Consider the following 24,136-nt stretch of genomic DNA (forward strand, 5'->3'; position numbering starts at 1 on the left):
CATGAAAATCAGTGACGGAAACTGGCTGATCCAGCCGGGTTTGAGCCTCCTGCATCCTGTGCAGGTATTCGATGTTGAGCAGCGCGACGGCGAAATGGTGGTTTATGCCGCGCCGCGCGACGTGCGCGAACGCGCCGGACAACTCGATATTCCACTTTTCACCCTGCGCTTTTTCTCGCCGCAGGAGGGAATAGTCGGCGTACGTATCGAACATTTTCAGGGTGTGCCAGACCACGGCCCGCACTATCCGCTCAATGCGCAAGCGCATGTGCCGGTTGAGCTGCGCGAGACGGACCGCTACGCCGAGCTGAAAAGCGGCGCGCTCAGCGTGCGGGTGACCAAAGGCGAAAACTGGGCGCTTGATTTTCTACGCGATGGCGAGCGTATTACCGGCAGCCAGGTGAAGAACAACGGCTATGTGCAGGATAGCAACACCGGCGGCAGCTACGTGTTTGAGCGATTAGATCTCGGCGTCGGCGAAACGGTTTATGGTCTTGGCGAGCGGTTTACCGCACTGGTGAAAAACGGCCAGACGGTGGAGACCTGGAACCGCGACGGCGGCACCAGCACGGAGCAGGCCTATAAAAATATTCCTTTTTATCTCACCAACCGCGGTTACGGCGTGCTGGTGAACCACCCGGAGTGCGTCTCTTTTGAAGTCGCCTCAGAGAAAGTCTCGAAAGTGCAGTTCAGCGTGGCAGGCGAATATCTGGAGTATTTCGTTATCGACGGGCCAACGCCTAAAGCGGTGCTGGACCGTTATACCCGCTTTACGGGGCGTCCGGCGCTGCCGCCCGCCTGGTCGTTCGGGCTGTGGCTCACGACCTCGTTTACCACTAACTATGACGAAGAGACCGTAAACCGGTTTATCGACGGCATGGCGGAGCGCCAACTGCCGCTGCATGTTTTTCACTTCGACTGCTTCTGGATGAAAGCCTTCCAGTGGTGCGATTTTGAGTGGGATCCGGCGACCTTCCCGGATCCGGAAGGCATGCTCAAACGCCTGAAGGCGCGCGGCCTGAAGATCTGCGTCTGGATTAACCCTTACATTGGCCAGAAATCACCGCTGTTCCGCGAAGGAAGGGAAAAGGGCTATTTACTGAAGCGGCCAAACGGCGCCGTGTGGCAGTGGGATAAGTGGCAGCCGGGGCAGGGAATTGTTGATTTCACCAACCCGGCGGCGTGCGACTGGTATTCAGGCCACCTGAAACGGCTGGTCGGGATGGGCGTCGACTGCTTTAAAACCGATTTCGGCGAGCGCATTCCCACCGATGTGGTGTGGTATGACGGTTCTGATCCGCAAAAAATGCACAACCATTATGCGTTCATTTATAACGAGCTGGTCTGGAACGTGCTGAAAGACACCGTGGGTGAGGAAGAGGCGGTGCTGTTCGCCCGCTCGGCGTCTGTCGGCGCGCAGCAGTTCCCGGTGCACTGGGGCGGCGACTGTTACGCCAACTATGAATCGATGGCGGAAAGCCTGCGCGGCGGCCTTTCCATCGGCCTTTCCGGCTTTGGATTCTGGAGCCACGACATCGGCGGCTTTGAAAATACCGCGCCCGCGCATGTCTATAAACGCTGGTGCGCGTTTGGGCTGCTCTCCAGCCACAGCCGCCTGCATGGCAGCAAATCGTACCGCGTGCCGTGGGCGTATGACGACGAAGCCTGCGATGTGGTGCGCCACTTTACACAGCTGAAGTGCCGCCTGATGCCTTATCTGTATCGCCAGTCGGCATTAGCGCATGAGCGCGGCACGCCCGTCATGCGCGCCATGATGCTGGAGTTTCCAGACGATCCGGCCTGCGACTACCTGGACCGCCAGTATATGCTCGGCGACAGCGTACTGGTCGCGCCGGTCTTCAGCGAGGCGGGCGACGTGGCGTTTTATCTGCCGCCAGGGCGCTGGACGCATCTGTGGCATAACGATGAGCTGGACGGCGGCCGCTGGCATAAGCAGCGTCACGATTTTCTGAGCCTGCCGGTTTATGTGCGCGACAATACGTTGCTGGCGCTCGGTAATAACGATCAGAAGCCCGATTACGCGTGGCATGAGGGCACGGCGTTCCAGCTGTTTAGCCTGGCGGACGGCGCTGAAGCGCGCTGCGAGGTGCCTGCGGCAAATGGCGAGACGGTATTTACGCTGTGTGTGAAGCGCGAGGGCGAGCGGTTGACGGTCGAAGGGAGCGGCCACGCGACTGGCTGGACACTTTGCCTGCGTAACATTCAGCAGGTGACGGGCATTGAAGGCGGCAGTAGCGCGGGCCACGAAAGGGGCATCGTGGTGACGCCAGAGCACGGCGCGCGAGCGCTTATCATCACGCTCTGAGGAACAAAAACGCCGCTCGCAGGCGGCGTTTGTCTGAGGCTGAGACGTTACTGGCCCGCTTCCTGCCAGGCGCGCTCAATCTCTTCCGCCAGAATTTTCACGCCCGCCTCGATTTTCTCCGGCTCCGGCACATAGTTCATGCGCATACACTGATGCGTATGCGGCCACGGCTTATCGAGCCCCGGGAAGAAGAAATCGCCCGGCACCATCAGCACGCCGCGTTTTTTCAGGCGCTGGTAGAGCAGCTCGGTGGTGATCGGCAAATCTTTAAACCACAGCCACAGGAAAATCGCGCCTTCTGGCTTGTGAATGAGGCAGCGTTCCGGTGACAGATAACGACGAAGCGTGGCGATCGTCTCCTGAACGCGCTGCTGGTAGAAAGGCTTGATCACCTCCTGCGACAGACGCAGCAGATCGTTGCGCTTAATCATTTCGCAGGCCATCGCAGGCCCGATGCCGCCCGGCGCCAGGCTGATGATCCCGTTCATGTTGCTGATAGCCGAGATCACTTTTTCATTGCCGATGATAATGCCGCAGCGGCTGCCTGGCAGGCCGAGCTTGGAGAGGCTCATGCACAGAATGATATTCGGGTTCCAGAGCGGGCGCGCCTCGCTGAAGATGATGCCCGGGAACGGCAGACCATAGGCGTTATCAATCACCAGCGGAATGTTGTGCTGATGGGCCAGCGCGTCGAGCTTAATCAGCTCGTTGTCGGTGATCACGTTGCCGGTGGGGTTAGTCGGTCGCGATACGCAGATCATGCCGGTTTCCGGGCCGATATGCAGATGCTCGAAATCGACATGATATTTAAACTGGCCTTCCGGCAGCAGTTCGATGTTCGGACGCGCGGAGACGAACAAGTCCTCCTCCAGCCCGGAATCCGCATAACCGATGTATTCGGGGGCCAGCGGGAACAGCACTTTTTTCGACGTCCCGTCCGCCTGACGACCGGCAAACAGGTTAAACAAGTAGAAAAATGCGCTCTGACTGCCGTTTGTCAGTGCAATATTCTGTGGTTCGACATCCCAGCCAAACTCTTTTCGCAACATGCCCGCCAGGGCTACCAGTAGCTCACTTTTTCCGCGCGGACCGTCATAATTACAAAGCGCATCAGTCACTTTGCCGCTTTCCAGCATTGAGGCCAGCAGCTCCTGAAAATAGTGGTTCATCGCCGGGATTTGCGCCGGGTTTCCGCCGCCCAGCATAATAGCCCGGGGGTGCGTAATCCGTCGTTGAGATCCTCCATGAGGCGCGTAATGCCTGCATGGCGGGTAAATTTGTCGCCGAAAAGTGAAAACGTCATAGCGGTCTGTCTGTCGCATTCTTTTAAAAAGAGGCTAACCATAGCGCTACAGGATGGCGGGTGCAAATCCGTGGGCGGGGGCTTTTCTGATGCAAAATGTTTCTATATTCATAACATGCAGCATTTAATGCTGGATAACCGGGCGGCGCGAGGGAATGCGCGCCGCCTGGCGATTACTGCTGGCCCGCCCAGATAACCATAACGGTATCGTCATCCTGCTGGCGGACAAACCCATAGCCCTCTTTCAATGAAAGCGTCGTCTGCTTGCCGCTGCCGATGGCCGGATGACGCGCGCGGAACTGCCCGAGCTTTTGCCAGTGCGCCAGCGTCGCCGCGCTTTTGCCGTCAAGAGCCTGCCAGTTCATATCCGATCGCGTACCCTGGAGCGGATCGGAGCCTGTCGGCCCGAAAGGCCGTTCACTCTCGTCGCCGTAAAAAATCTGCACCGCGCCGGGCGTGAGCAAAAGCAGCTCTGCCGCCCGCGGCCCGCCTTCGCGGAACAGCCGGGTATCATGGGAGGAGAGGTAGCTCAGCGCGTTGTAACTCTGAAGTTTTTCCGCCATCTGCTGCCAGACCGTATCGATATTCGCGAAACAGTCCGCGGCTTTCGCGGCCTGTTCCTGGTAATCGAAGTTAATCATCGCGTCGAAACCGTGACGGTAGTAATCGCTCTGCATTACGCCGTGACCCCAGGACTCGCCGGTCATCCAGAACGGCGCGTCATCAAGCTTTTTATCCGGGTTTTTGGCTTTCCATTCGACGAGCGCTGCGCTGGCTTCGTTTTTCAGCTGCTGCCAGGCGGCCAGCTCAACGTGTTTCGCCGTATCTACACGGAAGCCATCGATACCGTAATCGCGCACCCACTGGCTGAGCCAGCGGGTCAGGTAATCGCGCGGCGTGGCGCCGTCGATACGCTGTGCCGCGCTATCCGGTTTGTGCTGGTAAAAGTTCGGCAGGCCGGAAGGCTGCGTCGATTCCGTTTTCAGATCCGGTAAAAAGGTGAGCGACAGCGTGAGATCGTCAAAGCCAGGGCTGTCGTAGTCGCCGATATCCGTGCGGATCCACTTTTTGCCCCACCATTTTTCCCAGGCGGCTTTATCGCTGAAATTAATATAGTCATTAAAGCTGTGCCAGTTCTGGCCCGGCCCAGGGCGCCAGTCGGTCCAGTGTTCGCCAAGCGTCTTTTTCAGTTCATCGCCTTTCAGGTAGAGCGCGCCGAACTGGAACTGCTGCATATCGGCGAGCGTTGCGTAGCCCGTGTGGTTCATGACCACGTCGAACAATACCCGAATGCCGCGCCGGTGCGCTTCATCGACCAGCTGGCGTAAATCCTCCGGTGTCCCTATGTTGGCATCCAGTTTCGTCCAGTCCTGCGGATAATAGCCGTGGTAGGCATAGTGCGGAAAATCGCCTTTGGCGCCGCCGCCGACCCAGCCGTGGATCTGTTCCAGCGGCGAGCTTATCCATAGCGCGTTGACGCCGAGCGTTTGCAGATAATCCAGCTTGCTGGTCAGCCCTTTGAGATCGCCGCCGTGAAAAGTGCCTATCTCCTGCAGGCCATCTTTATAGCGGCCATAGCTGTTGTCATTGGTCGGGTCACCGTTTACAAAGCGATCGGTCAGGACGAAATAGACGGTGGCGTTGTGCCAGTTGAACGCGGCCTGGGCAGGGGACTCAGCGCGTTCCAGCAGCAGAAGCCCGTTGCTGCCGGGCGCGGGCGTCAGCGTGATTTGCCCCTGCGTGACCGTGGCGATACTGCCGCTGTAAAAATCGCGCACCACGCTGCCTTCCGGGAATGTCTCTTTTACGGAAACCGTAAGCGGTTTACCGTCCCACTTCGGACACTGGCGTGTGACTTCCGCCACCGCTTTTTGCGCTTCCTGCTCGATGCTCAGCATCAGCGTCGGGGTGCCGGATCGTGTGTCTATCTGCACCTGATAATTGCCATCGCGAAAGCGTCGCCACTCGGGCGCCGGGTCAACGCATGGCGTCAGGGAGAGCATCTGGTTGAGTTTAACAGGCCCGGCAGGTTGCCAGCAGGCGTTGTCCTGCGTCAGCCGCAACGGCTGAACGCCTTTAACCAGCGGCCCCTGGCTGACAAACACGCCGGGTGTCTTTTCCTGAAACGCAGGCAGATCGGGAGCGGACCACTGCGCAAGCGCGATGCCCGGCAGCAATAAGAGTGCGAGAGGGGAGAGGTTCATTATAGGCATCCTGTGCGATTTCTGTTCAGTGTCGCATGGCAATCTAAGGAATTCCTCATCCTTAAGCGGCAGTGAACGGGGCGGAAACGGGAGGATGAGCCGCACCGCTTCATCGCCAGCATTAAATGCTAAAAATACTGTTTTTTAATCTTCTTTTTCAGTGAGTTAAACTGCTGTTAAGCGGCGCGAATTCAGAATCGACTTATTTCTTTTGATGATCCAAAACGGTATTTTTGATACGATTTAAGATTACTTTCTTAAATCCAATTAAATAATAAGGTGTTGGAATGCTGAAATCCGACCAGGAGACCTGATGATATCGACTTCAATTCGACGATTAGGGGCGGCGCTGTGTATGTTAGCCGCCCTGGCATTTTCGGGTGAAGTGCTGGCAACGCAGCACACAACCAAAAAGAGCCACACAGTACACGTTAAAAAGGCAAGCGTTAAAAAGGCAAGCAGTAAAAAAGAGTATTCTCGCAATAGTGTAATAAGTGGTTCACTGCCTGATTTGCGAAAATACCCTTCCGGAACACCACGGAAAAAAGCGTTTCTCCGGACCGTCATGCCTTACATTACCAGCCAGAATGCAGCGATTTCGGCTGAGCGTAACTGGCTTATCTCAAAGCAGTACGACGCCCAGTGGTCGCCGTCCGAGCGCGCGCGCCTGAAAGATATCGCGAAGCGTTACAAGGTAAAATGGAACGGCAATACGCGCCGCGTACCGTGGAATACGCTGTTTGAACGTGTCGATATTATTCCGGCCAGCATGGTTGCGACCATGGCAGCGGCGGAAAGCGGCTGGGGAACCTCGAAACTTGCCCGTAATAACAACAACTTGTTCGGCATGAAATGCGCCAGCAAGCGTTGTAATAACGAACCAGGCAAAGTGAAAGGATATTCTCACTTTAACTCTGTTAAAGAATCCGTTAATGCGTATGCGGTGAATCTCAATACGCATCCGGCTTATGCTTCTTTCCGCAAATCCCGCCTGCAACTGCGTAAAGCGGATCAGGAAGTGACGGCCAGCAATATGATCCATAAGCTGCAGGGCTATTCCACCAAAGGGAAAAGCTATAACAATTATCTGTTTGCCATGTATCAGGATAATCAGCACCTGCTGGCAACTAATTAATTAGCGGCTCTCCTGGCCCGGATACAAAAAACGTCTTCTTTGGAAGGCGTTTTTTTATTGTTTCTTGCTCCGCCACGCGCGCATGTTATTAACGCCTGCCAGCATTAGCGCTGCTTAACGTTTTAATCGGTTCGAGTCTGTGTCCTATATCATCACTTCGCTGAATCTGTCGCGATACTCCTTCGGCGTGGTGTCGTACTCTTTCTTAAATACTGAATAGAAATATTGCAGTGAAGGATAGCCGCACATCTGAGAAATCTCGTTAATGCTTAGCGAGGTAGAAATCAGCAGGCTGCGCGCTTTTTCCAGCTTTTCTGAATGAATTACGGCGTGAATGGTTTCGCCGACTTCTTCTTTAAAGCGCTTTTCCAGGTTGGAGCGGGAAATCCCGACGGCATCCAGCACCTGTTCTACTTTGATCCCTTTGCAGGCGTGATTGCGAATGTAGTGCATCGCCTGAATAACGGCCGGATCGTGCAGCGAGCGGTAATCGGTGGAGCGCCTTTCCACTACCCGCGCAGGTGGCACCAGCACACGCTGGAGCGGCAGGTTTTCATTAGCCAGCAGGCGATGCAGTAGTTTCGCGGCCTGATACCCCATCTGGCGCGTGCCCTGCGCCACCGAGGAGAGCGCCACGCGAGAGAGATAGCGCGTCAGCTCTTCGTTATCAATGCCGATGACGCAGAGTTTCTCCGGCACCGGAATATGTAAATGCTCGCACACCTGGAGCAGGTGCCGCGCGCGCGCATCCGTCACGGCAATAATGCCGGTCTGCGGCGGCAACGTCTGAAGCCAGTCAGAAAGCCGGTTCTGGGCGTGCTGCCAGTTCTCCGGCGCGGTCTCCAGCCCCTGATAGATCACGCCGCGGTACTTTTCGCGCGCGACCAGTTCGCTAAAGGCGTGCTCGCGCTCGGCAGCCCAGCGCTTACCGCTGGAAGAAGGGAGCCCGTAGAAGGCGAAGCGGTGGACGCCTTTCTCTTTCAGATGCAAAAACGCGCTTTCGACCAGCGCGTAATTGTCTGTCGCAATGTAATGTACCGGCGGGTAGTGCTCAGGCCGGTGATAAGAGCCGCCGATGCCGACAATCGGCACCTGCACATCTTTCAGAAGCTGCTCGATTTCCGGATCGTCAAAATCGGCGATCACCCCATCGCCAAGCCACTCTTTAATGTTCTCAATCCGAGTGCGAAAGTCCTCTTCCATGAAGATATCCCACTCTGACTGAGAAGCCTGTAAGTACTCACCAACGCCTTCAACCACCTGACGGTCATAAGCTTTGTTGGCATTGAACAGCAGCGTAATGCGATGACGCTTTTCAAACATAGTGTCAGTATCCGGCCTTGAACCTGTTGTTTGAATAACACATATCCCGCCAGGCGGGATAACCGCGCGCCTGCAATGTGATCCATTGCAGGTTATGTTCAGGCGCGTCGGCGCGTCGCGGAATCCATCCAGACCGCCAGCAGCAAAATGGCGCCTTTGACAATGTATTGCCAGAAGGTGGGCACATCCATCATGCTCATGCCGTTATCGAGCGACGCCATAATAAAGGCGCCCATGACCGCCCCCGCCACGCTCCCGACGCCGCCGGCAAGGCTGGTGCCGCCGATAACGCAGGCCGCGATGGCGTCCAGCTCAGCGATATTACCCGCGGAGGGTGAGCCCGCCCCGAGGCGCGAGCTTAAAATCAGCCCGGCAATCGCCACCATCACGCCGTTTATCGCAAATACCGCAAGCTTAGTGCGTTCCACGTTAATGCCGGAAAGCCTCGCGGCGTCGATATTCCCGCCGATGGCGTAGATGCGGCGGCCAAACGCGGTATGCAGAGCCATAAACATGCCTGCCAGCAGAAGGAACGTCAGGATCAGCACTGGCGTAGGCACGCCGCGATAATCGTTCAGCAGCCAGATGGCGCCCAGCACAATCACCGCTGTCAGCGCCTGCTTGCCGGCAACGGCGCTTGAAGGCGTTGAGGTCAGCCCGAGCGCCTGACGACGCATCCGCCCGCGCCACTGCCAGAAAACAAATAACGCCAGCCCCAGCGCGCCGATAGCGAAACCGACGCCGCCCGGCAGGTAGCTCTGGCCTATCTGCGACATTGCAGGGCTGGTGGGCGATACCGTCGTGCCGTTGGTGATGCCTATCAGCACGCCGCGAAACGCCAGCATCCCCGCCAGGGTGACGATAAACGACGGGACCTTCCGGTAGGCGACCCACCAGCCGTTCCATGCGCCCAGCAGCAAACCGAGCAGCAGCGTGACGACAATCGTCAGCGGCAACGGCCAGCCCAGCCAGACGTCGAAAATCGCCGCCGCGCCGCCCAAAAGCCCCATCATCGAGCCGACGGAAAGATCGATCTCCGCCGAAATAATGACGAACACCATCCCTACCGCCAGAATGCCGGTAATCGCGGTCTGGCGCAGCAGGTTAGAGATGTTACGGGCGCTCAGGTACGCGCCGTCGGTCATGAAAGTGAAAAACAGCATGATGACCACAATGGCCGCGATCATCACAAAGACCTGAACGTTGATTTTATTCAGTACGCCGAACGAGACCGGCGAAGAGGCCGACGGCGCGGTCAGCTTGATTTCAGACGGGTTGCTTTTCGACATGGCGATCGCTCCTCAGGGCGGCTTCCATCACCTGTTCTTGTGTCAGATGGCGGTTAACGAGATTGGCTTTTAGTCGGCCTTCATGCATCACCAGTACCCGATCGCTCAGACCGAGCACTTCCGGCAGTTCCGATGAAATAACAATGACGGCGATACCTTGCTGCACCAGCTGGTGAATGAGTTTGTAGATTTCATATTTGGCACCGATATCAATGCCGCGCGTCGGTTCATCGAGGATAAGAATGCGTGGATTAAGCAGCAGGCAGCGCGCGAGAATCGCTTTTTGTTGATTGCCGCCGCTCAGGCGGCCTATCGCCAGCATCGGCGACGCGGTTTTCACTTTCAGGCGCTGTAGCGAATCAAGAATGCACTGCTGTTCCGCCGCCGCATCAAGCGCGCTGAGCGGCCCGCTAAATTCATCCAGCGCGGCGAGCGTAATGTTCTGCCCAACCGCCATCACCGGCACAATGCCATCCTTTTTGCGATCCTCCGGCACCATGGCGATGCCGTGGGCGATGGCCTGCTGACAGTTGCGCAGCGTCACCGGCTTAGCGTCGATAAAAACGTTGCCCTGCCAGCGCCCCGGCCAGACGCCGAACAGACATTGCATCGCCTCGGTACGCCCGGCGCCCACCAGCCCGGCGATGCCGAGGATTTCACCGCGGCGCAGCGAAAACGAGAGATCGCTGACGCGCTGAATATGGCGATTCACCGGATGCCAGGCCGTCAGGTTTTCCACACGCAGAATTTCATCGCCGGGAGTATGAGGCTCGCTCGGGTAGAGGGCCGTCAATTCACGACCAACCATCATGGCGATGATCTCCTCTTCACTCATTTGCGCGGCGGGCCGCGTGCCAACCGGTTTGCCATCCCTGATCACGCAAATGGTGTCGGATATCGCTTTTACTTCGTTCAGCTTGTGGGAGATGTAAATACAGGCGATGCCGTGCTGTTGCAGATCACGGATGATATCCAGCAACAGCGCGGTTTCCTGTTCGGTGAGCGAGGCCGTGGGCTCATCAAGCACCAGCAGGCGCACCTGTTTGTTGAGCGCCTTGGCGATTTCCACCAGTTGCTGCTGCCCAAGGCCCAGATCGCCCGTTCGGGTATGCGGAGAAACGAACAGGCTCACCTGTGCCAGCAGTTTTTCGCAGCGCACCGTCATGGCATCGTAATCCAGCACGCCATGGCGCGTAATTTCCGCGCCGAGAAAGATGTTTTCCAGCACCGTCAGGTTTTTTACCAGCGCCAGTTCCTGGTGAATGATCGCAATCCCTTTGCGCTCCGTATCGCGGATATGGGCTGGCGTGAGCGGCTCGCCGGCAAACATGATTTCGCCTTCATAGCTGCCCCAGGGGTAGATCCCACACAGCACTTTCATCAGCGTCGATTTGCCGGAGCCGTTTTCACCGCACAGCGACATCACCTCGCCTGGCGCAAGCGCGAGCGACACGTTATCGACCGCTTTAACGGCGCCGAAGGCTTTGGTGATATTTTTCATTTCGAGTAAATAAGGCATAACAATTCCGCCTGCACTGGTCGGAGGGCGTTACTGGCGTTTGCGGCGCGCCGCAAACGCCGTGGGATTACAGATCGCTTTTCTTATGGAAGCCGTCTTTAATGACGGTGGATTCAATGTTGGATTTATCCACCTTGATGGGGGTTAACAGGCGCGAGGGCACTTCTTTCAGCCCGTTATTGAGCGTGGCGTCAGATTTCGGTTGTTTGTCATTGCCAAGCTCAACCGCGACTTCGGCGGCCGTATTGGCAAGCTGAGTGATCGGTTTATAGACCGTCATGGTCTGCGTACCAGCCATGATGCGCTTGATTCCGGCAAGGTCCGCATCCTGTCCAGAAATCGCGACTTTACCGGCGAGGCCCTGCGCGCTTAACGCCTGAATGGCACCGCCTGCGGTCGCGTCGTTAGAGGCGACGACAGCGTCGATTTTATTGTTGTTAGCGGTCAGCGCGTTTTCCATGATTTTCAACGCATTTTCCGGCAGCCATCCATCCACCCACTGATCGCCGACGACTTTTATTTTCCCGCTATCGACAAAGGGCTTCAGGACTTTCATTTGTCCATCGCGAAACAGGCGCGCGTTATTATCGACTGGCGAACCGCCCATCAGGAAATAATTCCCTTGCGGCACCTTGTCGACCAGGCTTTGCGCCTGAATTTCACCGACTTTCTCGTTATCGAACGAAATATAGAAATCGATATCGGCGTTATTGATCATACGGTCATACGCCAGCACTTTAATTCCTTCGCGTTTTGCCTCGGCGACGACGTTGCTTAATACCTGCCCGTTATAGGGAATAATCACCAGCACATCCACGCCGCGGTTGATCATGTTTTCAATTTGCGACATTTGCGTTTCTTCATTGCCGTTCGCCGACTGCACAAAGACTTTGGCGCCCAGTGATTCCGCTTTGCTGACGAAAATGTCGCGATCTTTCTGCCAGCGCTCAAGCCGCAGATCATCGATCGCCATGCCGATTTTGACGTCTTTTGCGATGCCGCTGAAGCTGGTTAACACCAGCGACGCGCACAGGGTAAGAATAAGCTGCTTTATTTTCATGATTTTTATACCTGTTCCAGTGTTACGAATGGGCTTAATTCATCGGGGACGAAACGGACATTCATACTTACGGACGCAGGAATTTTTAGCGCGGAAAGGCTGGCGATCAATTACAGATTTTAATCTTCGGATTACGTTTTTTTGTTTATTTCTGATTTTATGACGCCGATCGGATTTCTAATGTTAAATCCAAAAGTTTCACAAATAAAATGGAATTTATCGCGCAATGCAATATTGAGTGGAACTAACCTGTTTTTTGCGAGCCAGCGCACATTTGCGCATTCTCTTAATCGCAGTGTGAAATAACGTAATTGAGCAAAGGGAAAGGAAATTCCAGGATTAATTTATTCTCGCTGGAACAGCCCTGATTACGGAGTCAATTATGCCGACTTATTTCGACCAACTTGAACGTGTGCGTTATGAAGGCCCGAAAACCACCAACCCCCTGGCATTCCGCCATTACAATCCCGACGAGTTGGTTGCCGGTAAACGTATGGAAGATCATCTGCGTTTCGCCGCCTGCTACTGGCATACGTTCTGCTGGAACGGCTCGGATATGTTTGGTGTTGGCGCGTTTGAACGCCCGTGGCAACAGGCAGGCGACGCGCTGAACCTCGCGAAACGCAAAGCCGACGTGGCATTCGAGTTTTTCCATAAGCTCAACGTGCCTTACTACTGCTTCCATGATGTCGACGTGTCGCCGGAAGGCGCGTCGCTGAAAGAGTACCTGAATAACTTCGCCCAGATGGTAGAGGTGCTGGCGCAGAAGCAACAGGAGAGCGGCGTGAAGCTGCTGTGGGGCACCGCCAACTGCTTTACGCACCCGCGCTATGGCGCAGGCGCCGCCACCAACCCTGACCCGGAAGTCTTCTCCTGGGCGGCCACGCAGGTGGTCACCGCCATGAACGCGACCCATCAGCTGGGCGGCGAAAACTATGTGCTATGGGGCGGACGCGAAGGCTATGAAACGCTGCTCAATACCGATCTGCGCCAGGAGCGTGAACAGCTTGGCCGCTTTATGCAGATGGTCGTGGAGCATAAGCATAAAACCGGCTTTCGCGGGACGCTGCTCATTGAGCCGAAACCGCAGGAACCGACCAAACATCAGTACGACTACGACGCCGCGACCGTCTATGGCTTCCTGAAACAGTTCGGCCTTGAGAAAGAGATTAAGCTTAATATCGAGGCGAACCACGCCACGCTTGCGGGCCATTCTTTCCACCATGAGATCGCCAGCGCTATCGCGCTCGGCCTGTTCGGCTCGGTGGATGCGAACCGCGGCGACCCACAGCTCGGCTGGGATACCGACCAGTTCCCGAACAGCGTCGAAGAGAATGCTCTGGTGATGTATGAGATTCTCAAAGCGGGCGGTTTCACCACCGGCGGGCTTAATTTCGATGCCAAAGTACGCCGTCAGAGTACCGATAAATATGACCTGTTCTACGGCCATATCGGCGCGATGGATACGATGGCGCTGTCGCTGAAAGTGGCGGCGAAAATGCTCGAAGAGGGCGAGCTGGATAAACGCGTCGCCCGCCGTTACGCCGGCTGGAACGGCGAGCTTGGCCAGCAGATCCTCAAAGGCCAGATGACGCTTGCCGAACTGGCGCAGTACGCGGAGCAACATAATCTGGCGCCGCAGCATCAGAGCGGACACCAGGAACAGCTGGAAAACCTGGTTAATTATTATCTGTTTGATAAGTAAAATGCGTTGCGCCGCCTGTGGGCGGCGCTCTGCACAGGAGCGGCGGTTATGTACATTGGGATCGATCTTGGGACTTCAGGGGTAAAAGTTATTCTGCTGGATGAGCAGGGCGCGCTTGTGGCCTCGCACAGCGAAGCGTTGCAGGTCTCCCGTCCGCATCCGTTGTGGTCGGAGCAAGATCCCGAAAGCTGGTGGCAGGCGACTGACCGCGCCATGCAGGCGCTGGGCGCGCAGCACAACCTGCGAGACGTGAAAGCGATAGGCTTAAGCGGACAGATGCATGGCGCCACGCTCCTTGACAAACATCAGCGGGCGCTGCGTCCCGCGATCCTCTGGAATGACGGACGAAGCGCGCAGGAGTGCGCCCTCCTCGAAGAAAACGTCCCTGATTCGCGCGCGATTACCGGCAATCTCATGATGCCCGGATTTACCGCGCCGAAGCTGCTGTGGGTTGAACGCCACGAGCCGGAAATTTTTAAGCAAACCGATAAAGTGCTGCTGCCCAAAGATTACCTGCGGTTACGCATGACCGGTGCTTTTGCCAGTGATATGTCCGATGCGGCAGGCACGATGTGGCTGGACGTGGCGCAGCGCGACTGGAGCGACAAAATGCTGGCGGCTTGTCACTTGCAACGCGAGCATATGCCTGCGCTGTTTGAAGGCAGCGAGATCACGGGCGAGCTGAAAGATGACGTTGCGCGGGCATGGGGTATGAATGCGGTGCCGGTGGTGGCGGGCGGCGGCGATAATGCTGCGGGCGCCGTGGGCGTTGGTCTTGCCGATCCGGGCCAGGCGATGCTGTCGCTTGGTACGTCCGGCGTTTACTTTGCCGTCAGCGATGGCTTTCGGGCCAAGCCTGAAAGCGCGGTGCACAGCTTCTGCCATGCCTTACCGGCGCGCTGGCATTTGATGTCGGTGATGCTGAGCGCCGCGTCATGCCTTGACTGGGCCGCGCGGCTTACCGGCGCGGGAAGCGTTCCAGCGTTGCTTACGGCTGCGGAAAGCGCGCGTGACGACGCCGGTACTGTCTGGTTCTTGCCGTATCTCTCCGGTGAGCGCACGCCCCACAACAATCCGCTGGCGAAAGGCGTATTTTTTGGGCTGACGCACGAGCATGGGCCCGCCGAACTGGCGCGCGCGGTGCTGGAAGGCGTGGGTTATGCGCTGGCGGACGGTATGGACGTGGTGCATGACTGCGGCGTGACGCCGCAAAGCGTTACGCTGATTGGCGGCGGCGCGCGCAGCGCATACTGGCGGCAGATGCTGGCGGATATCAGCGGCGTGCCGCTGGATTACCGCACCGGCGGCGACGTTGGCCCGGCGCTTGGCGCGGCAAGGCTTGCGCAAATCGCGCTTGCGCCAGATCGCCCTCTTAATGACTTACTGCCGCCGCTGGCGCTGGAGCAGCAACACCAGCCGGATGCGGCGCGCAATGAACGCTATAGCGAGCAGCGAAAAACCTTCCGCACGCTCTACCAGCAGTTGCTGCCGCTGATGTCGTAACCAGAAAACCGGGTGATCAGAAAGCCGTCCTGAAACACCCGGTTTTTGTCCTTTTCTGGTCTGCCCGGCGTCACGCATGCCTGTAAGAATAGGGTTCACCCCCACTCAGACAGGTGTCCTGAAATGACGCGTACCGCCCTTATCAATATCGATACTCAGCAATCCTTCTTTCACCGTAGCTACTGGCGTGAAGATGATTTTCCGGCGTTTTGCGAGGCTATCAATACGCTTATCGCTGGCTGCGAAGCGCGCAACGTCCCGATTGTCGATGTTTTTCATGTCGATGAAGACGAGATGTTTACGCTTGCGTCCGGCTTTGTGGCGCCGATGCCTTTCCTGCGCCATCGCGCTGCGGCCACGTTCCACAAACATGTCCATAACGCGTTTACCGATACCGGGCTGGATTTATGGCTGCGTCAACGAGATATTAACCACCTCATTATCTGCGGTATCCGTACCGAGCAGTGCTGCGAAACCACAACGCGGGTCGCCTCTGACCTGGGGTATCGGGTGACGTTTGTCAGTGAAGCGACGCTGACGTTCCCGATGACCTGGAAAGGCGTGACGCTGGATGTGGACGCGTTGCGCCACCGTACCGAAACGGTACTGGCTGGGCGTTTTGCGGTGATTAGCAGCGTGGCGCAATGTCTGGAGTCTTTGGGATGACCATTCCTGTCTGGTTTGTGGTGTTGCCTGGCGTCATGGCGCTCGATTTAACGGGCCCGGCGGAGACGTTCGCGCTCGCGGGCGACGCCTTCAGCCTGAACTATATCGGGCCTGAAGCGCGTGTCATGATGTCGACCGGCTTACAGGTGGCAGGTATCGCGCCGTTGCCGGAAACACTGCCGCCAGGCAGCCTGCTCGTCCTGCCAGGTGTCGCGGATTCCAGCCGCTGGTTTAATACGCCACAGGCGCTGGCCGCCCGCAACTGGCTGATGCGGCTTCAGCCGCTGATCCACAGCCAGCAACTCACGCTTATCTGCGTCTGTTCAGGCTCGCTACTGGCGGCGAAAGCGGGTCTGCTGCATGGCGTTGAGTGCACTACACACCATGATGTGCTGGCCCGCCTTAAAGCCGCCGCCCCCGGCGCGCTGGTACGCGATAACCGCATTTTTGTGGAAGATCGCGGCATCTGGACCAGCGCGGGCATTACTTCCGGCATCGATTTAAGCCTGTATCTGATCCATCGTCTCTGCGGACCGCGCGTGGCGCTCGACGTGGCGCGCGAAATGGTGGTCTGGTTTCGTCGCTCCGGCGACGATCCGCAGCTCTCGCCCTGGCTGCGTTACCGGAATCATTTACACCCCGCCGTGCATCGCGCTCAGGATTTACTGGCCGCCAACCCACAGGCGGCATGGAGTCTGACGGAGATTGCCGGGCGAGTTCATGTCAGCCCGCGCCATCTCACGCGGCTTTTTAAGGAACACCTGGGAATAAGCGTTCGCGATTATCTTGAACAACTACGCGTGGCGTTCGCCAGCCAGTGTTTATTGCAGGGGCAGGGCGCGGAGCAGGCGGCGCTGGCCGCCGGGTTTTCGTCGGCCCGGCAGCTCCAGCGCGCCCGCACGCGCGCCGTTAACTGACCAGACGACGCCGGTCGACGCGTTGCAACAGCGCGGCCAGCGCCAGGCTGCCCGCCAGCGTCATACTGAAAATCCAGGCGATATCCAGCACCGGCCATGCCGTAAATTCCAGATGCCGCGTGCGCAAAAAGTGGATGATTAGCGCATGGAAGCCGTAAATCCCGAGCGAATAACGCGCAATAAACGCGAGCGGCGCAAGCTTGCGGTTGAGCAGGTTTTTCGCCAGCACCAGCAGGCTTAAGGCGGCAATCAGCACCAGCGGGCCGCAGTAAAGATAAAAGGTATCAGCGAAGTTGCCGTGGCTCTCCAGCGCCTGGTGGGTGCCGCTCGCGATCGATACGGTGCTGACCGCCAGCACAATGCCCGCCACCAGGCTCGCCGGGCGCTGCTCTGTCTCCATCATTCCGATCGCGCGGCCCATCAGCCCGTACAACACGTAATAAAACGTATCGCCGTTAATATAGAGATTCACCGGCAGCCACTGCACGCCGTGAAATTTTTGCGCCACGGTATTGGGGTTCGCCACCACGCCCAGCAGCACGATGAGCGCCAGCGCCGTCCGGCCATCGATGCGCTTAACGCTAATTAACGGCGACAGCAGGTAAATGACGATAATGGCGAAGAAAAACCATAAATGGTAGAAAACTGGCTTCTGTAACAACAGCTTAAGCGAGAGTTTCTCATTGATCGGCGTCAGCAGCGTGATGTAGACAAGCGCCACGGCGCTGTAAAAGAGGAGGCAGAGCGCGATGCGCAGGAAATGCCGCTGTCCGGCGCTGCGTTCGCCGAAAAACAGATACCCTGAAATCATAAAAAACAGCGGCACGCTGACGCGTGATGCGGAGTTGAGCAGATTAGCCAACTCCCAGTTAACCGGGCTGACCAGCGAAGGGTTGGTAATGTACCAGGTCGTCGTGTGGATCATGATGACCATCAGACAGGCTATCGCGCGCAGATTGTCTATCCAGTGAATTTTTTGCTGCATCGGTTCCTCTGTACCATCTTTAATTCTCAGCAGTGTGACTTCCTGATTCTGGATCCTGCACCACGGAACAATCTGAGTTTCAGGGCGGTCTGTTGTCATTCAGGGGATGGTTTCGCAGAATGCACGCCCGTTTTCCGCGGCGGTCACCCGCGCTTTGGTCGTCATTTTAACATGGAGATAACAGACTATGACGAGGCTGTTGCCGCACACGCTTTGGCTGGGGCTTTTCGCAGGCGCGCTCGCGGGTTGCAGTCACGAAGACACGCACCCGCAGTATGCGCAAAAAGGCCGCGTCAGCGCGCCCTATTCACTGGAAATGGAGCAGCGTTGTAAAGAGAATGCCGCCCGCCGCTACAATACCGCCGCGCAGAAAATCACCGTCAACAGTTTCGACGCGTTTCAGGGAAGTTATGAAATGCGCGGCTATACGGCGCGCGAAGAAGGCTTTACCTGTTCTTTCGACGCGGATGGTCGATTTTTACACCTTTCAATGCGCTAATGGCGCAACCACGCGTCAACCGCCCGCTTTTGGTCGTGGATTGAGGCTGTATATCTGGCGGTCAACGGGTATACTGACCGCTTCCAAATAAACCCACTCGTATCGCGTGCGAAATCATATGCAAAAGTTTGATACCAGGACCTTTCAGGGCCTGATCCTGACCTTACAGGATTACTGGGCTCGTCAGGGCTGCACCATCGTTCAACCTCTGGACATGGAAGTCGGCGCCGGCACCTCCCACCCGATGACTTGCCTGCGGGCGCTGGGCCCGGAGCCGATCGCGGCCGCCTATGTTCAGCCTTCCCGCCGCCCGACCGATGGCCGCTACGGCGAAAACCCCAACCGTTTACAGCACTATTACCAGTTCCAGGTGATCATCAAGCCGTCGCCGGACAATATTCAGGAGCTGTACCTGGGGTCGCTTAAAGAGCTGGGTATGGACCCGACCATTCATGATATTCGCTTCGTCGAAGACAACTGGGAAAACCCGACGCTCGGCGCCTGGGGTCTCGGCTGGGAAGTGTGGCTGAACGGCATGGAAGTGACGCAGTTCACTTACTTCCAGCAGGTCGGCGGCCTGGAGTGCAAACCGGTGACCGGTGAAATCACTTACGGTCTTGAGCGTCTCGCCATGTACATTCAGGGCGTGGACAGCGTTTACGACCTGGTCTGGAGCGATGGCCCGCTTGGCAAAACCACTTACGGCGACGTGTTCCACCAGAACGAAGTGGAGCAATCCACCTATAACTTCGAATACGCCGATGTGGATTTCCTGTTTACCTGCTTTGAGCAGTACGAAAAAGAAGCTCAACAGCTGCTGGCGCTGGAAAACCCGCTGCCGCTGCCTGCTTATGAACGTATTCTGAAGGCCGCCCACAGCTTCAACCTGCTGGACGCGCGCAAGGCTATCTCGGTAACCGAGCGCCAGCGCTACATTCTGCGTATCCGCACGCTGACCAAAGCCGTGGCCGAAGCCTACTACGCCTCCCGCGAGGCGCTGGGCTTCCCGATGTGCAACAGAAATAAATAAGAGGCTGCCATGTCTGAGAAAACTTTTCTGGTGGAGATTGGCACTGAAGAGCTGCCACCAAAAGCCCTGCGCAGCCTGGCGGAATCCTTCGCTGCGAACTTTACCGCTGAACTGGACGCTGCGGGCCTGACCCACGGCGTGGTGAGCTGGTTTGCGGCGCCGCGCCGTCTGGCGCTGAAAGTGGCGAGCCTCGCGGCTTCCCAGCCGGATCGCGAAGTTGAAAAACGCGGCCCGGCGGTCTCTGCAGCGTTTGACGCCGAGGGCAACCCGAGCAAAGCGGCGGAAGGCTGGGCGCGCGGCTGCGGCATTACGGTCGATCAGGCGGAGCGTCTGGTGACTGATAAAGGCGAGTGGCTGATGTATCGCGCCCATGTGAAAGGCGAAAGCGCGCAGGCGCTGCTGCCGAATATGGTGAGCACCGCGCTGTCTAAATTGCCTATTCCGAAACTGATGCGCTGGGGCGCGTCTGACGTGCAGTTTGTGCGCCCGGTTCATACCGTGACGCTGCTGCTGGATGATGAAGTGCTCCCGGCCACCATTCTCGGCATCCAGTCCGATCGCGTGATCCGCGGCCACCGTTTTATGGGCGAGCCGGAATTCACTATCGATCATGCCGATCAGTACCCGCAGATCCTGCTGGAGCGCGGCAAAGTCATCGCTGACTACAACGCGCGTAAAGCCAAAATTCAGCAAGACGCCGAAGCGGCAGCGGCTAAAATTGGCGGCAACGCCGATCTGAGCGACAGCCTGCTCGAAGAAGTCACCTCGCTGGTGGAATGGCCGGTGGTATTGACCGCGAAATTCGAAGAGAAATTCCTGGCGGTGCCGGCAGAAGCGCTGGTCTACACCATGAAAGGCGACCAGAAATATTTCCCGGTTTACGGCACCGACGGCAAGCTGCTGCCGAACTTTATCTTTGTGGCGAATATCGAGTCCAGAGATCCGCACCAGATTATCTCCGGTAACGAAAAAGTCGTGCGACCGCGTCTGGCGGATGCGGAGTTCTTCTTTAACACCGACCGTAAAAAACGTCTGGAAGATCATCTGCCGCGTCTTGAAACCGTGCTGTTCCAGCAGCAGCTCGGCACGCTGCGCGACAAAACCGACCGCATTCAGGCGCTCTCCGGCTGGATTGCGAACCAGATCGGAGCGGATGTGAACCACGCGACGCGCGCGGGCCTGCTCTCCAAATGCGATCTGATGACTAACATGGTGTTTGAGTTCACCGACACCCAGGGCGTCATGGGGATGCACTACGCGCGTCATGACGGCGAATCTGAAGACGTTGCGGTTGCGCTGAACGAGCAGTACATGCCGCGTTTTGCGGGCGATGCGCTGCCATCAAGCCTGGTGGCCTGCGCCGTGGCGATTGCCGATAAGATGGATACCCTTGCCGGGATTTTCGGCATCGGTCAGCATCCGAAAGGCGATAAAGACCCGTTCGCGCTGCGCCGTGCCGCGCTTGGCGCGCTGCGTATTATCGTTGAGAAAAACCTGCCTCTCGATCTGCAAACCCTGACGGAAGAAGCTGTGCGCCTCTACGGCAGCAAGCTGACCAACGCCAAAGTGGTGGATGATGTCGTGGACTTCATGCTGGGCCGCTTCCGCGCCTGGTATCAGGACGAAGGTTACAGCGTCGACACCATTCAGGCGGTACTGGCGAATCGTCCGACCCGCCCGGCGGATTTCGATGCCCGCATGAAGGCGGTATCGCACTTCCGTACGCTGGATGAAGCAGTAGCGCTGGCCGCGGCGAACAAACGCGTTTCCAATATTCTTGCGAAGGCCAACGAGCCGCTGAACGATGAAGTTCATGCATCGGTGCTGAAAGAAGATCCGGAAATTCGTCTGGCGCTGCAGGTTGCCGTGATGCGCGACAAGCTGCAACCGCTGTTTGCGGAAGGCCGCTACCAGGAAGCGCTGGTCGAGCTGGCGCAACTGCGCGAGCCGGTGGATGAGTTCTTCGAGAAAGTCATGGTTAACGCGGACGATGCGCAGGTGCGTATTAATCGTCTGACGCTGCTGTCTAAATTACGTGAGCTGTTCCTGCAAGTCGCGGATATTTCCCTGCTCCAGTAACGTGTTCCGTTAATAATAAAAACCCGCCGCTGGCGGGTTTTTTTATAGCGGATTTCGCTACGTTGAATTCTTATTTTATTAATGAAAAGCAAAAAGCACGGGCTTATTACTTATTCACGTAATTATTAATGTTCAGGTTGCGGATAATATAGCGCGCGGGTGCTCAGGCTGGCTGGCTTGGGCATGATGCAAAGGCTGGTCAGATGAATGCCCCCCTTAGTTAATTCCATTTAACCTCGGGGGAGGCTGCAATCAGAACCCAACAGCCTGATTGTAGCCTCTTCCTTATAAGGAGGCAATTATGCCAATAAAATCCCGATATGCTTTTTTAAGCATAGTAGCGCTTTGTATTACGGCGCTGTGTTTCGCCTTAATAATGCGTGATCGCTTATGTGAATTCACTATTAAAGAGGGAAGCCGGGAAATACGGGCAATCCTTGCTTACGAACCAGGGAAGTAGCCTTTGGATGGGGGAGCGATCCCCCACCCACTGGTCAGGAGGGCGGGTTGGCCTGCACGCACCCAAATGTATTCTGAAAAGCAACGCCCCCGCATGTGCGGGGGCGTTTTGTTTGCGAAAAAAAGTGTACTGCTGGCTAGCGTTTCATTCCATGAGTTGTTTACTGAGCATGGGATTCGCCTGAATCAGGCGCATCAGCTTCAGTTCGGTGCTGGAGGGTTTCACTCGGCGGGATTCCCACTCCTGAACCATTGCGACACTGACACCCATCACACGAGCCAAATCATCAGTTTTCAGGCCCGTTCTTTTGCGTAACAGTTCAAATTCTGTAAACACGCTGGGTTTCTGCGCCAGGGTAACCGTTTCAGAGGCATCTTTTTTTAATACAATTTGTTCGAGGCTGCTGAGCAACTCAAACATAGGGTCTTTAGATTCCATTTTGGACTCCTAATCACACAGCGGGATCGTGAACGTCTAAGAAGCTTCTTAATCATAGTTCGGAAAAAACCAAACCGCGGGCAGCGTAATCAAAGATTTTGCGCTTGTTGACTGGCGAGCGCCGGTGTTGACCGTTCGGTGGTGGAATATAGCGTGATAACGCTTTGATATTAAGATTAATCTTAGGAAGGTATAGTTTTGTAAAAGATCCCGGCGCGAGCCTTTAGCCTGTGAAGGATCACGGGATGTGCCAGGCATTCCAGAACGCGCATAGCACTGTTCTGACGCTCGCCTACACGGCGCCCGGCTGCTTCTGGGAAAGCGCCCATGTCGGTTTCTGAAAAGCACCGAATCACGTTCTGGCAGATTAAAAAGGCGGCGTAGAATGACCCCGGCGCTTGAGGCTTTTTGCCTCCGGCAACCGGCAGTGTTACCGCTATGGCGGATGGCAGAAAGAAGAAAGCCCCGAAGGTCAATTTTCATTAACCAACGAGGCTGTCTCCATACCAAACATATGCAGATTAGCCTCTTACCCGTCGCAAGACAAGGAAAAGAAGCTGATGAAACTACCGCGAAATGTGCTTATCTGGTGCGTATTAATCGTCTGTATCACACTATTAATATTCACGCTCCTTATACGAAAATCGCTGTGCGAAATTCGTTATAAGGACAGATATCGGGAGGCCGCTGCGTTTCTGGCTTACGAATCCGGTAAGTAGCGTCTGGAGGGCGGGGGAAACCCCGCCTTTTCAGGCCTGGCGAGGCTGCATGTTGGTAGGGTTGCGAGCGTCTTTATTAAGGGTCGTCAGCGCAGGCTGGCGGCCCTTTTTTACGTACGGCGCATCGCCTTTCGCATAATCGCTTTTGCAGCGCAATAAAGGGTATCCTGCGCGACGCGTCTGAACTATCCTTGTGGGCCTTGAAGCACACTGGCAGTGGTGTGCGCGTTGATGAGTGAAAGGAGCAAAAAAATGGCGACAGGTAAGTCCTGCTCTCGCTGGTTCGCGCCGCTGGCGGCGTTGTTAATGGTATTCAGCCTGAGCGGGTGTTTTGATAAAGAGGGCGACCAGCGCAAAGCGTTCGTCGATTTTCTGCAAAACACGGTGATGCGTAGCGGCGAACGTCTGCCAACGCTGACCGCCGATCAGAAAAAACAGTTCGGTCCGTTTGTTTCCGACTATGCCATCCTTTACAGCTACTCTCAGCAGGTGAACCAGGCGATGGACGCCGGTATCCGCCCGGTAGTGGATAGCGTAAACAGCATTCGCGTACCGCAGGATTACATGACCCAGCGTGAAGCGCTGCGCCAGGCCAACGGCTCGCTGGGTGTGATGAGCCAGCAGTTGCAGAACGCGAAAATGCAGGCGGACAGTTCCCACTCGTCGCTGAAGCAGGCGGATGATCTGAAGCCGGTATTTGATAAAGCCTATGAAAAAGTGGTGACCGGCCCGGCCAATGCGCTGCAACCGCTGATCCCGGCCGCGCAGACGTTCACGCAGCAGCTGGTGCAGGTGGGCGATTTTATCGCGCAGCAGGGCACGCAGGTGGGCTTTGCGGCCAACGGCATTCAGTTCCCGACCTCGCAGCAGGCCAGCCAGTATAACGCGCTGATAGGCCCGCTCGCCGACCAACACAAGGCGTTCACCCAGGCTTACACCGCCGCGACCAACGCGATGCAGTGAAAAAAAACGGCTC

The 24,136-nt window shown here is 56.7% G+C and carries 19 protein-coding genes and 2 pseudogenes; 13 read left to right on the top strand and 8 right to left on the bottom strand.

Features of this window, described 5'->3' with window-relative positions; translation table 11 throughout:
- Position 1: 1 nt before the first annotated feature.
- Positions 2–2,326 (top strand): alpha-xylosidase, encoded by a 2,325-nt coding sequence (yicI, locus tag AB8W27_RS00595; protein WP_015742899.1) that lies wholly within the window; start codon positions 2–4, stop codon positions 2,324–2,326.
- A gap of 47 nt (positions 2,327–2,373) precedes the next feature.
- Here the strand turns inward: yicI and avtA are convergent.
- Together avtA and AB8W27_RS00605 are read right to left on the bottom strand one after the other, a co-directional pair.
- Positions 2,374–3,629 (bottom strand): annotated as a pseudogene (avtA, locus tag AB8W27_RS00600) (valine--pyruvate transaminase).
- Between the two features lie 173 nt (positions 3,630–3,802).
- Complete coding sequence (locus AB8W27_RS00605; protein WP_041924050.1) at positions 3,803–5,833, bottom strand: alpha-amylase; 2,031 nt, start codon at positions 5,831–5,833, stop codon at positions 3,803–3,805.
- A 313-nt stretch (positions 5,834–6,146) separates the two neighbouring features.
- Here AB8W27_RS00605 and AB8W27_RS00610 point away from each other — a divergent pair, with 313 nt between their 5' ends.
- Complete coding sequence (locus tag AB8W27_RS00610) at positions 6,147–6,968, top strand: protein bax (protein ID WP_071820334.1); 822 nt, start codon at positions 6,147–6,149, stop codon at positions 6,966–6,968.
- 144 nt (positions 6,969–7,112) lie between these two features.
- Here AB8W27_RS00610 and xylR read toward each other — a convergent pair whose 3' ends face one another.
- The 4 genes from xylR to xylF all read right to left on the bottom strand — a co-directional run bounded on the left by xylR (position 7,113) and on the right by xylF (position 12,159).
- On the bottom strand, positions 7,113–8,291 hold the full coding sequence (gene xylR / locus AB8W27_RS00615) for a D-xylose utilization transcriptional activator XylR (RefSeq protein ID WP_015742895.1): 1,179 nt from the start codon (positions 8,289–8,291) through the stop codon (positions 7,113–7,115).
- 98 nt (positions 8,292–8,389) lie between these two features.
- Positions 8,390–9,580, bottom strand: a complete 1,191-nt coding sequence (gene xylH / locus AB8W27_RS00620) for a xylose ABC transporter permease XylH (protein ID WP_041924048.1) — start codon at positions 9,578–9,580, stop codon at positions 8,390–8,392.
- Positions 9,558–11,099: a xylose ABC transporter ATP-binding protein gene (locus tag AB8W27_RS00625; RefSeq protein ID WP_041924047.1), complete on the bottom strand. Its 1,542-nt coding sequence runs from the start codon at positions 11,097–11,099 to the stop codon at positions 9,558–9,560. Before AB8W27_RS00625 ends, xylH begins: the two co-directional genes overlap by 23 nt.
- Positions 11,100–11,166: 67 nt before the next feature.
- On the bottom strand, positions 11,167–12,159 hold the full coding sequence (gene xylF, locus AB8W27_RS00630; protein WP_007765383.1) for a D-xylose ABC transporter substrate-binding protein: 993 nt from the start codon (positions 12,157–12,159) through the stop codon (positions 11,167–11,169).
- A 382-nt stretch (positions 12,160–12,541) separates the two neighbouring features.
- Here xylF and xylA point away from each other — a divergent pair, with 382 nt between their 5' ends.
- The 4 genes from xylA (at position 12,542) to AB8W27_RS00650 (ending at position 16,950) form a co-directional block, all read left to right on the top strand.
- Entirely contained in the window at positions 12,542–13,864 is a 1,323-nt protein-coding gene (xylA, locus tag AB8W27_RS00635; protein WP_007765382.1) for a xylose isomerase, read from the top strand.
- A gap of 48 nt (positions 13,865–13,912) precedes the next feature.
- Positions 13,913–15,367, top strand: a complete 1,455-nt coding sequence (gene xylB / locus AB8W27_RS00640) for a xylulokinase (protein WP_015742890.1) — start codon at positions 13,913–13,915, stop codon at positions 15,365–15,367.
- 123 nt (positions 15,368–15,490) lie between these two features.
- Complete coding sequence (locus AB8W27_RS00645) at positions 15,491–16,033, top strand: isochorismatase family protein (RefSeq protein ID WP_015742889.1); 543 nt, start codon at positions 15,491–15,493, stop codon at positions 16,031–16,033.
- Positions 16,030–16,950 (top strand): GlxA family transcriptional regulator, encoded by a 921-nt coding sequence (locus tag AB8W27_RS00650; protein WP_041924046.1) that lies wholly within the window; start codon positions 16,030–16,032, stop codon positions 16,948–16,950. Before AB8W27_RS00645 ends, AB8W27_RS00650 begins: the two co-directional genes overlap by 4 nt.
- On the opposite strand, the gene AB8W27_RS00655 is transcribed toward AB8W27_RS00650, so the two are convergent.
- On the bottom strand, positions 16,943–17,935 hold the full coding sequence (locus tag AB8W27_RS00655) for an acyltransferase (protein WP_041924045.1): 993 nt from the start codon (positions 17,933–17,935) through the stop codon (positions 16,943–16,945). The genes AB8W27_RS00650 and AB8W27_RS00655 overlap by 8 nt on opposite strands.
- Before the next feature lie 187 nt (positions 17,936–18,122).
- Between AB8W27_RS00655 and AB8W27_RS00660 the strand changes: the two genes are divergently transcribed.
- From AB8W27_RS00660 to AB8W27_RS00675, 4 genes are all read left to right on the top strand, one after another.
- On the top strand, positions 18,123–18,434 hold the full coding sequence (locus AB8W27_RS00660) for a YsaB family lipoprotein (protein ID WP_015742886.1): 312 nt from the start codon (positions 18,123–18,125) through the stop codon (positions 18,432–18,434).
- Between the two features lie 118 nt (positions 18,435–18,552).
- The gene (gene glyQ / locus AB8W27_RS00665) at positions 18,553–19,464 is read left to right on the top strand and encodes a glycine--tRNA ligase subunit alpha (protein WP_004387598.1); all 912 of its coding nucleotides are present in this window, start codon (positions 18,553–18,555) and stop codon (positions 19,462–19,464) included.
- Positions 19,465–19,473: 9 nt separating this feature from the next.
- A complete protein-coding gene (gene glyS, locus AB8W27_RS00670) occupies positions 19,474–21,543 on the top strand; it encodes a glycine--tRNA ligase subunit beta (protein WP_015742885.1) in 2,070 nt (689 codons plus the stop codon).
- 301 nt (positions 21,544–21,844) lie between these two features.
- A complete protein-coding gene (locus tag AB8W27_RS00675) occupies positions 21,845–22,003 on the top strand; it encodes a Hok/Gef family protein (RefSeq protein WP_105538198.1) in 159 nt (52 codons plus the stop codon).
- Between the two features lie 144 nt (positions 22,004–22,147).
- Here the strand turns inward: AB8W27_RS00675 and AB8W27_RS00680 are convergent, their stop codons facing one another.
- Complete coding sequence (locus AB8W27_RS00680; protein WP_015742884.1) at positions 22,148–22,441, bottom strand: HTH-type transcriptional regulator; 294 nt, start codon at positions 22,439–22,441, stop codon at positions 22,148–22,150.
- A 514-nt stretch (positions 22,442–22,955) separates the two neighbouring features.
- Here AB8W27_RS00680 and AB8W27_RS00685 point away from each other — a divergent pair.
- From AB8W27_RS00685 to AB8W27_RS00695, 3 genes and pseudogenes are all read left to right on the top strand, one after another.
- Positions 22,956–23,042, top strand: a pseudogene (locus AB8W27_RS00685) (DUF5431 family protein); the annotation flags it as partial.
- Complete coding sequence (locus AB8W27_RS00690) at positions 23,002–23,160, top strand: type I toxin-antitoxin system Hok family toxin (protein ID WP_015742883.1); 159 nt, start codon at positions 23,002–23,004, stop codon at positions 23,158–23,160. The pseudogene AB8W27_RS00685 and the gene AB8W27_RS00690, both read left to right, overlap by 41 nt.
- 252 nt (positions 23,161–23,412) lie before the next feature.
- Positions 23,413–24,123 carry a DUF3053 domain-containing protein gene (locus tag AB8W27_RS00695; protein ID WP_015742881.1) on the top strand — a complete coding sequence of 237 codons (711 nt, stop codon included), beginning with the start codon at positions 23,413–23,415 and terminating at the stop codon, positions 24,121–24,123.
- Positions 24,124–24,136 lie beyond the last annotated feature (13 nt).

Origin of the sequence: Cronobacter turicensis, from assembly GCF_041222865.1 — a bacterium.
Taxonomy (GTDB): domain Bacteria; phylum Pseudomonadota; class Gammaproteobacteria; order Enterobacterales; family Enterobacteriaceae; genus Cronobacter; species Cronobacter turicensis.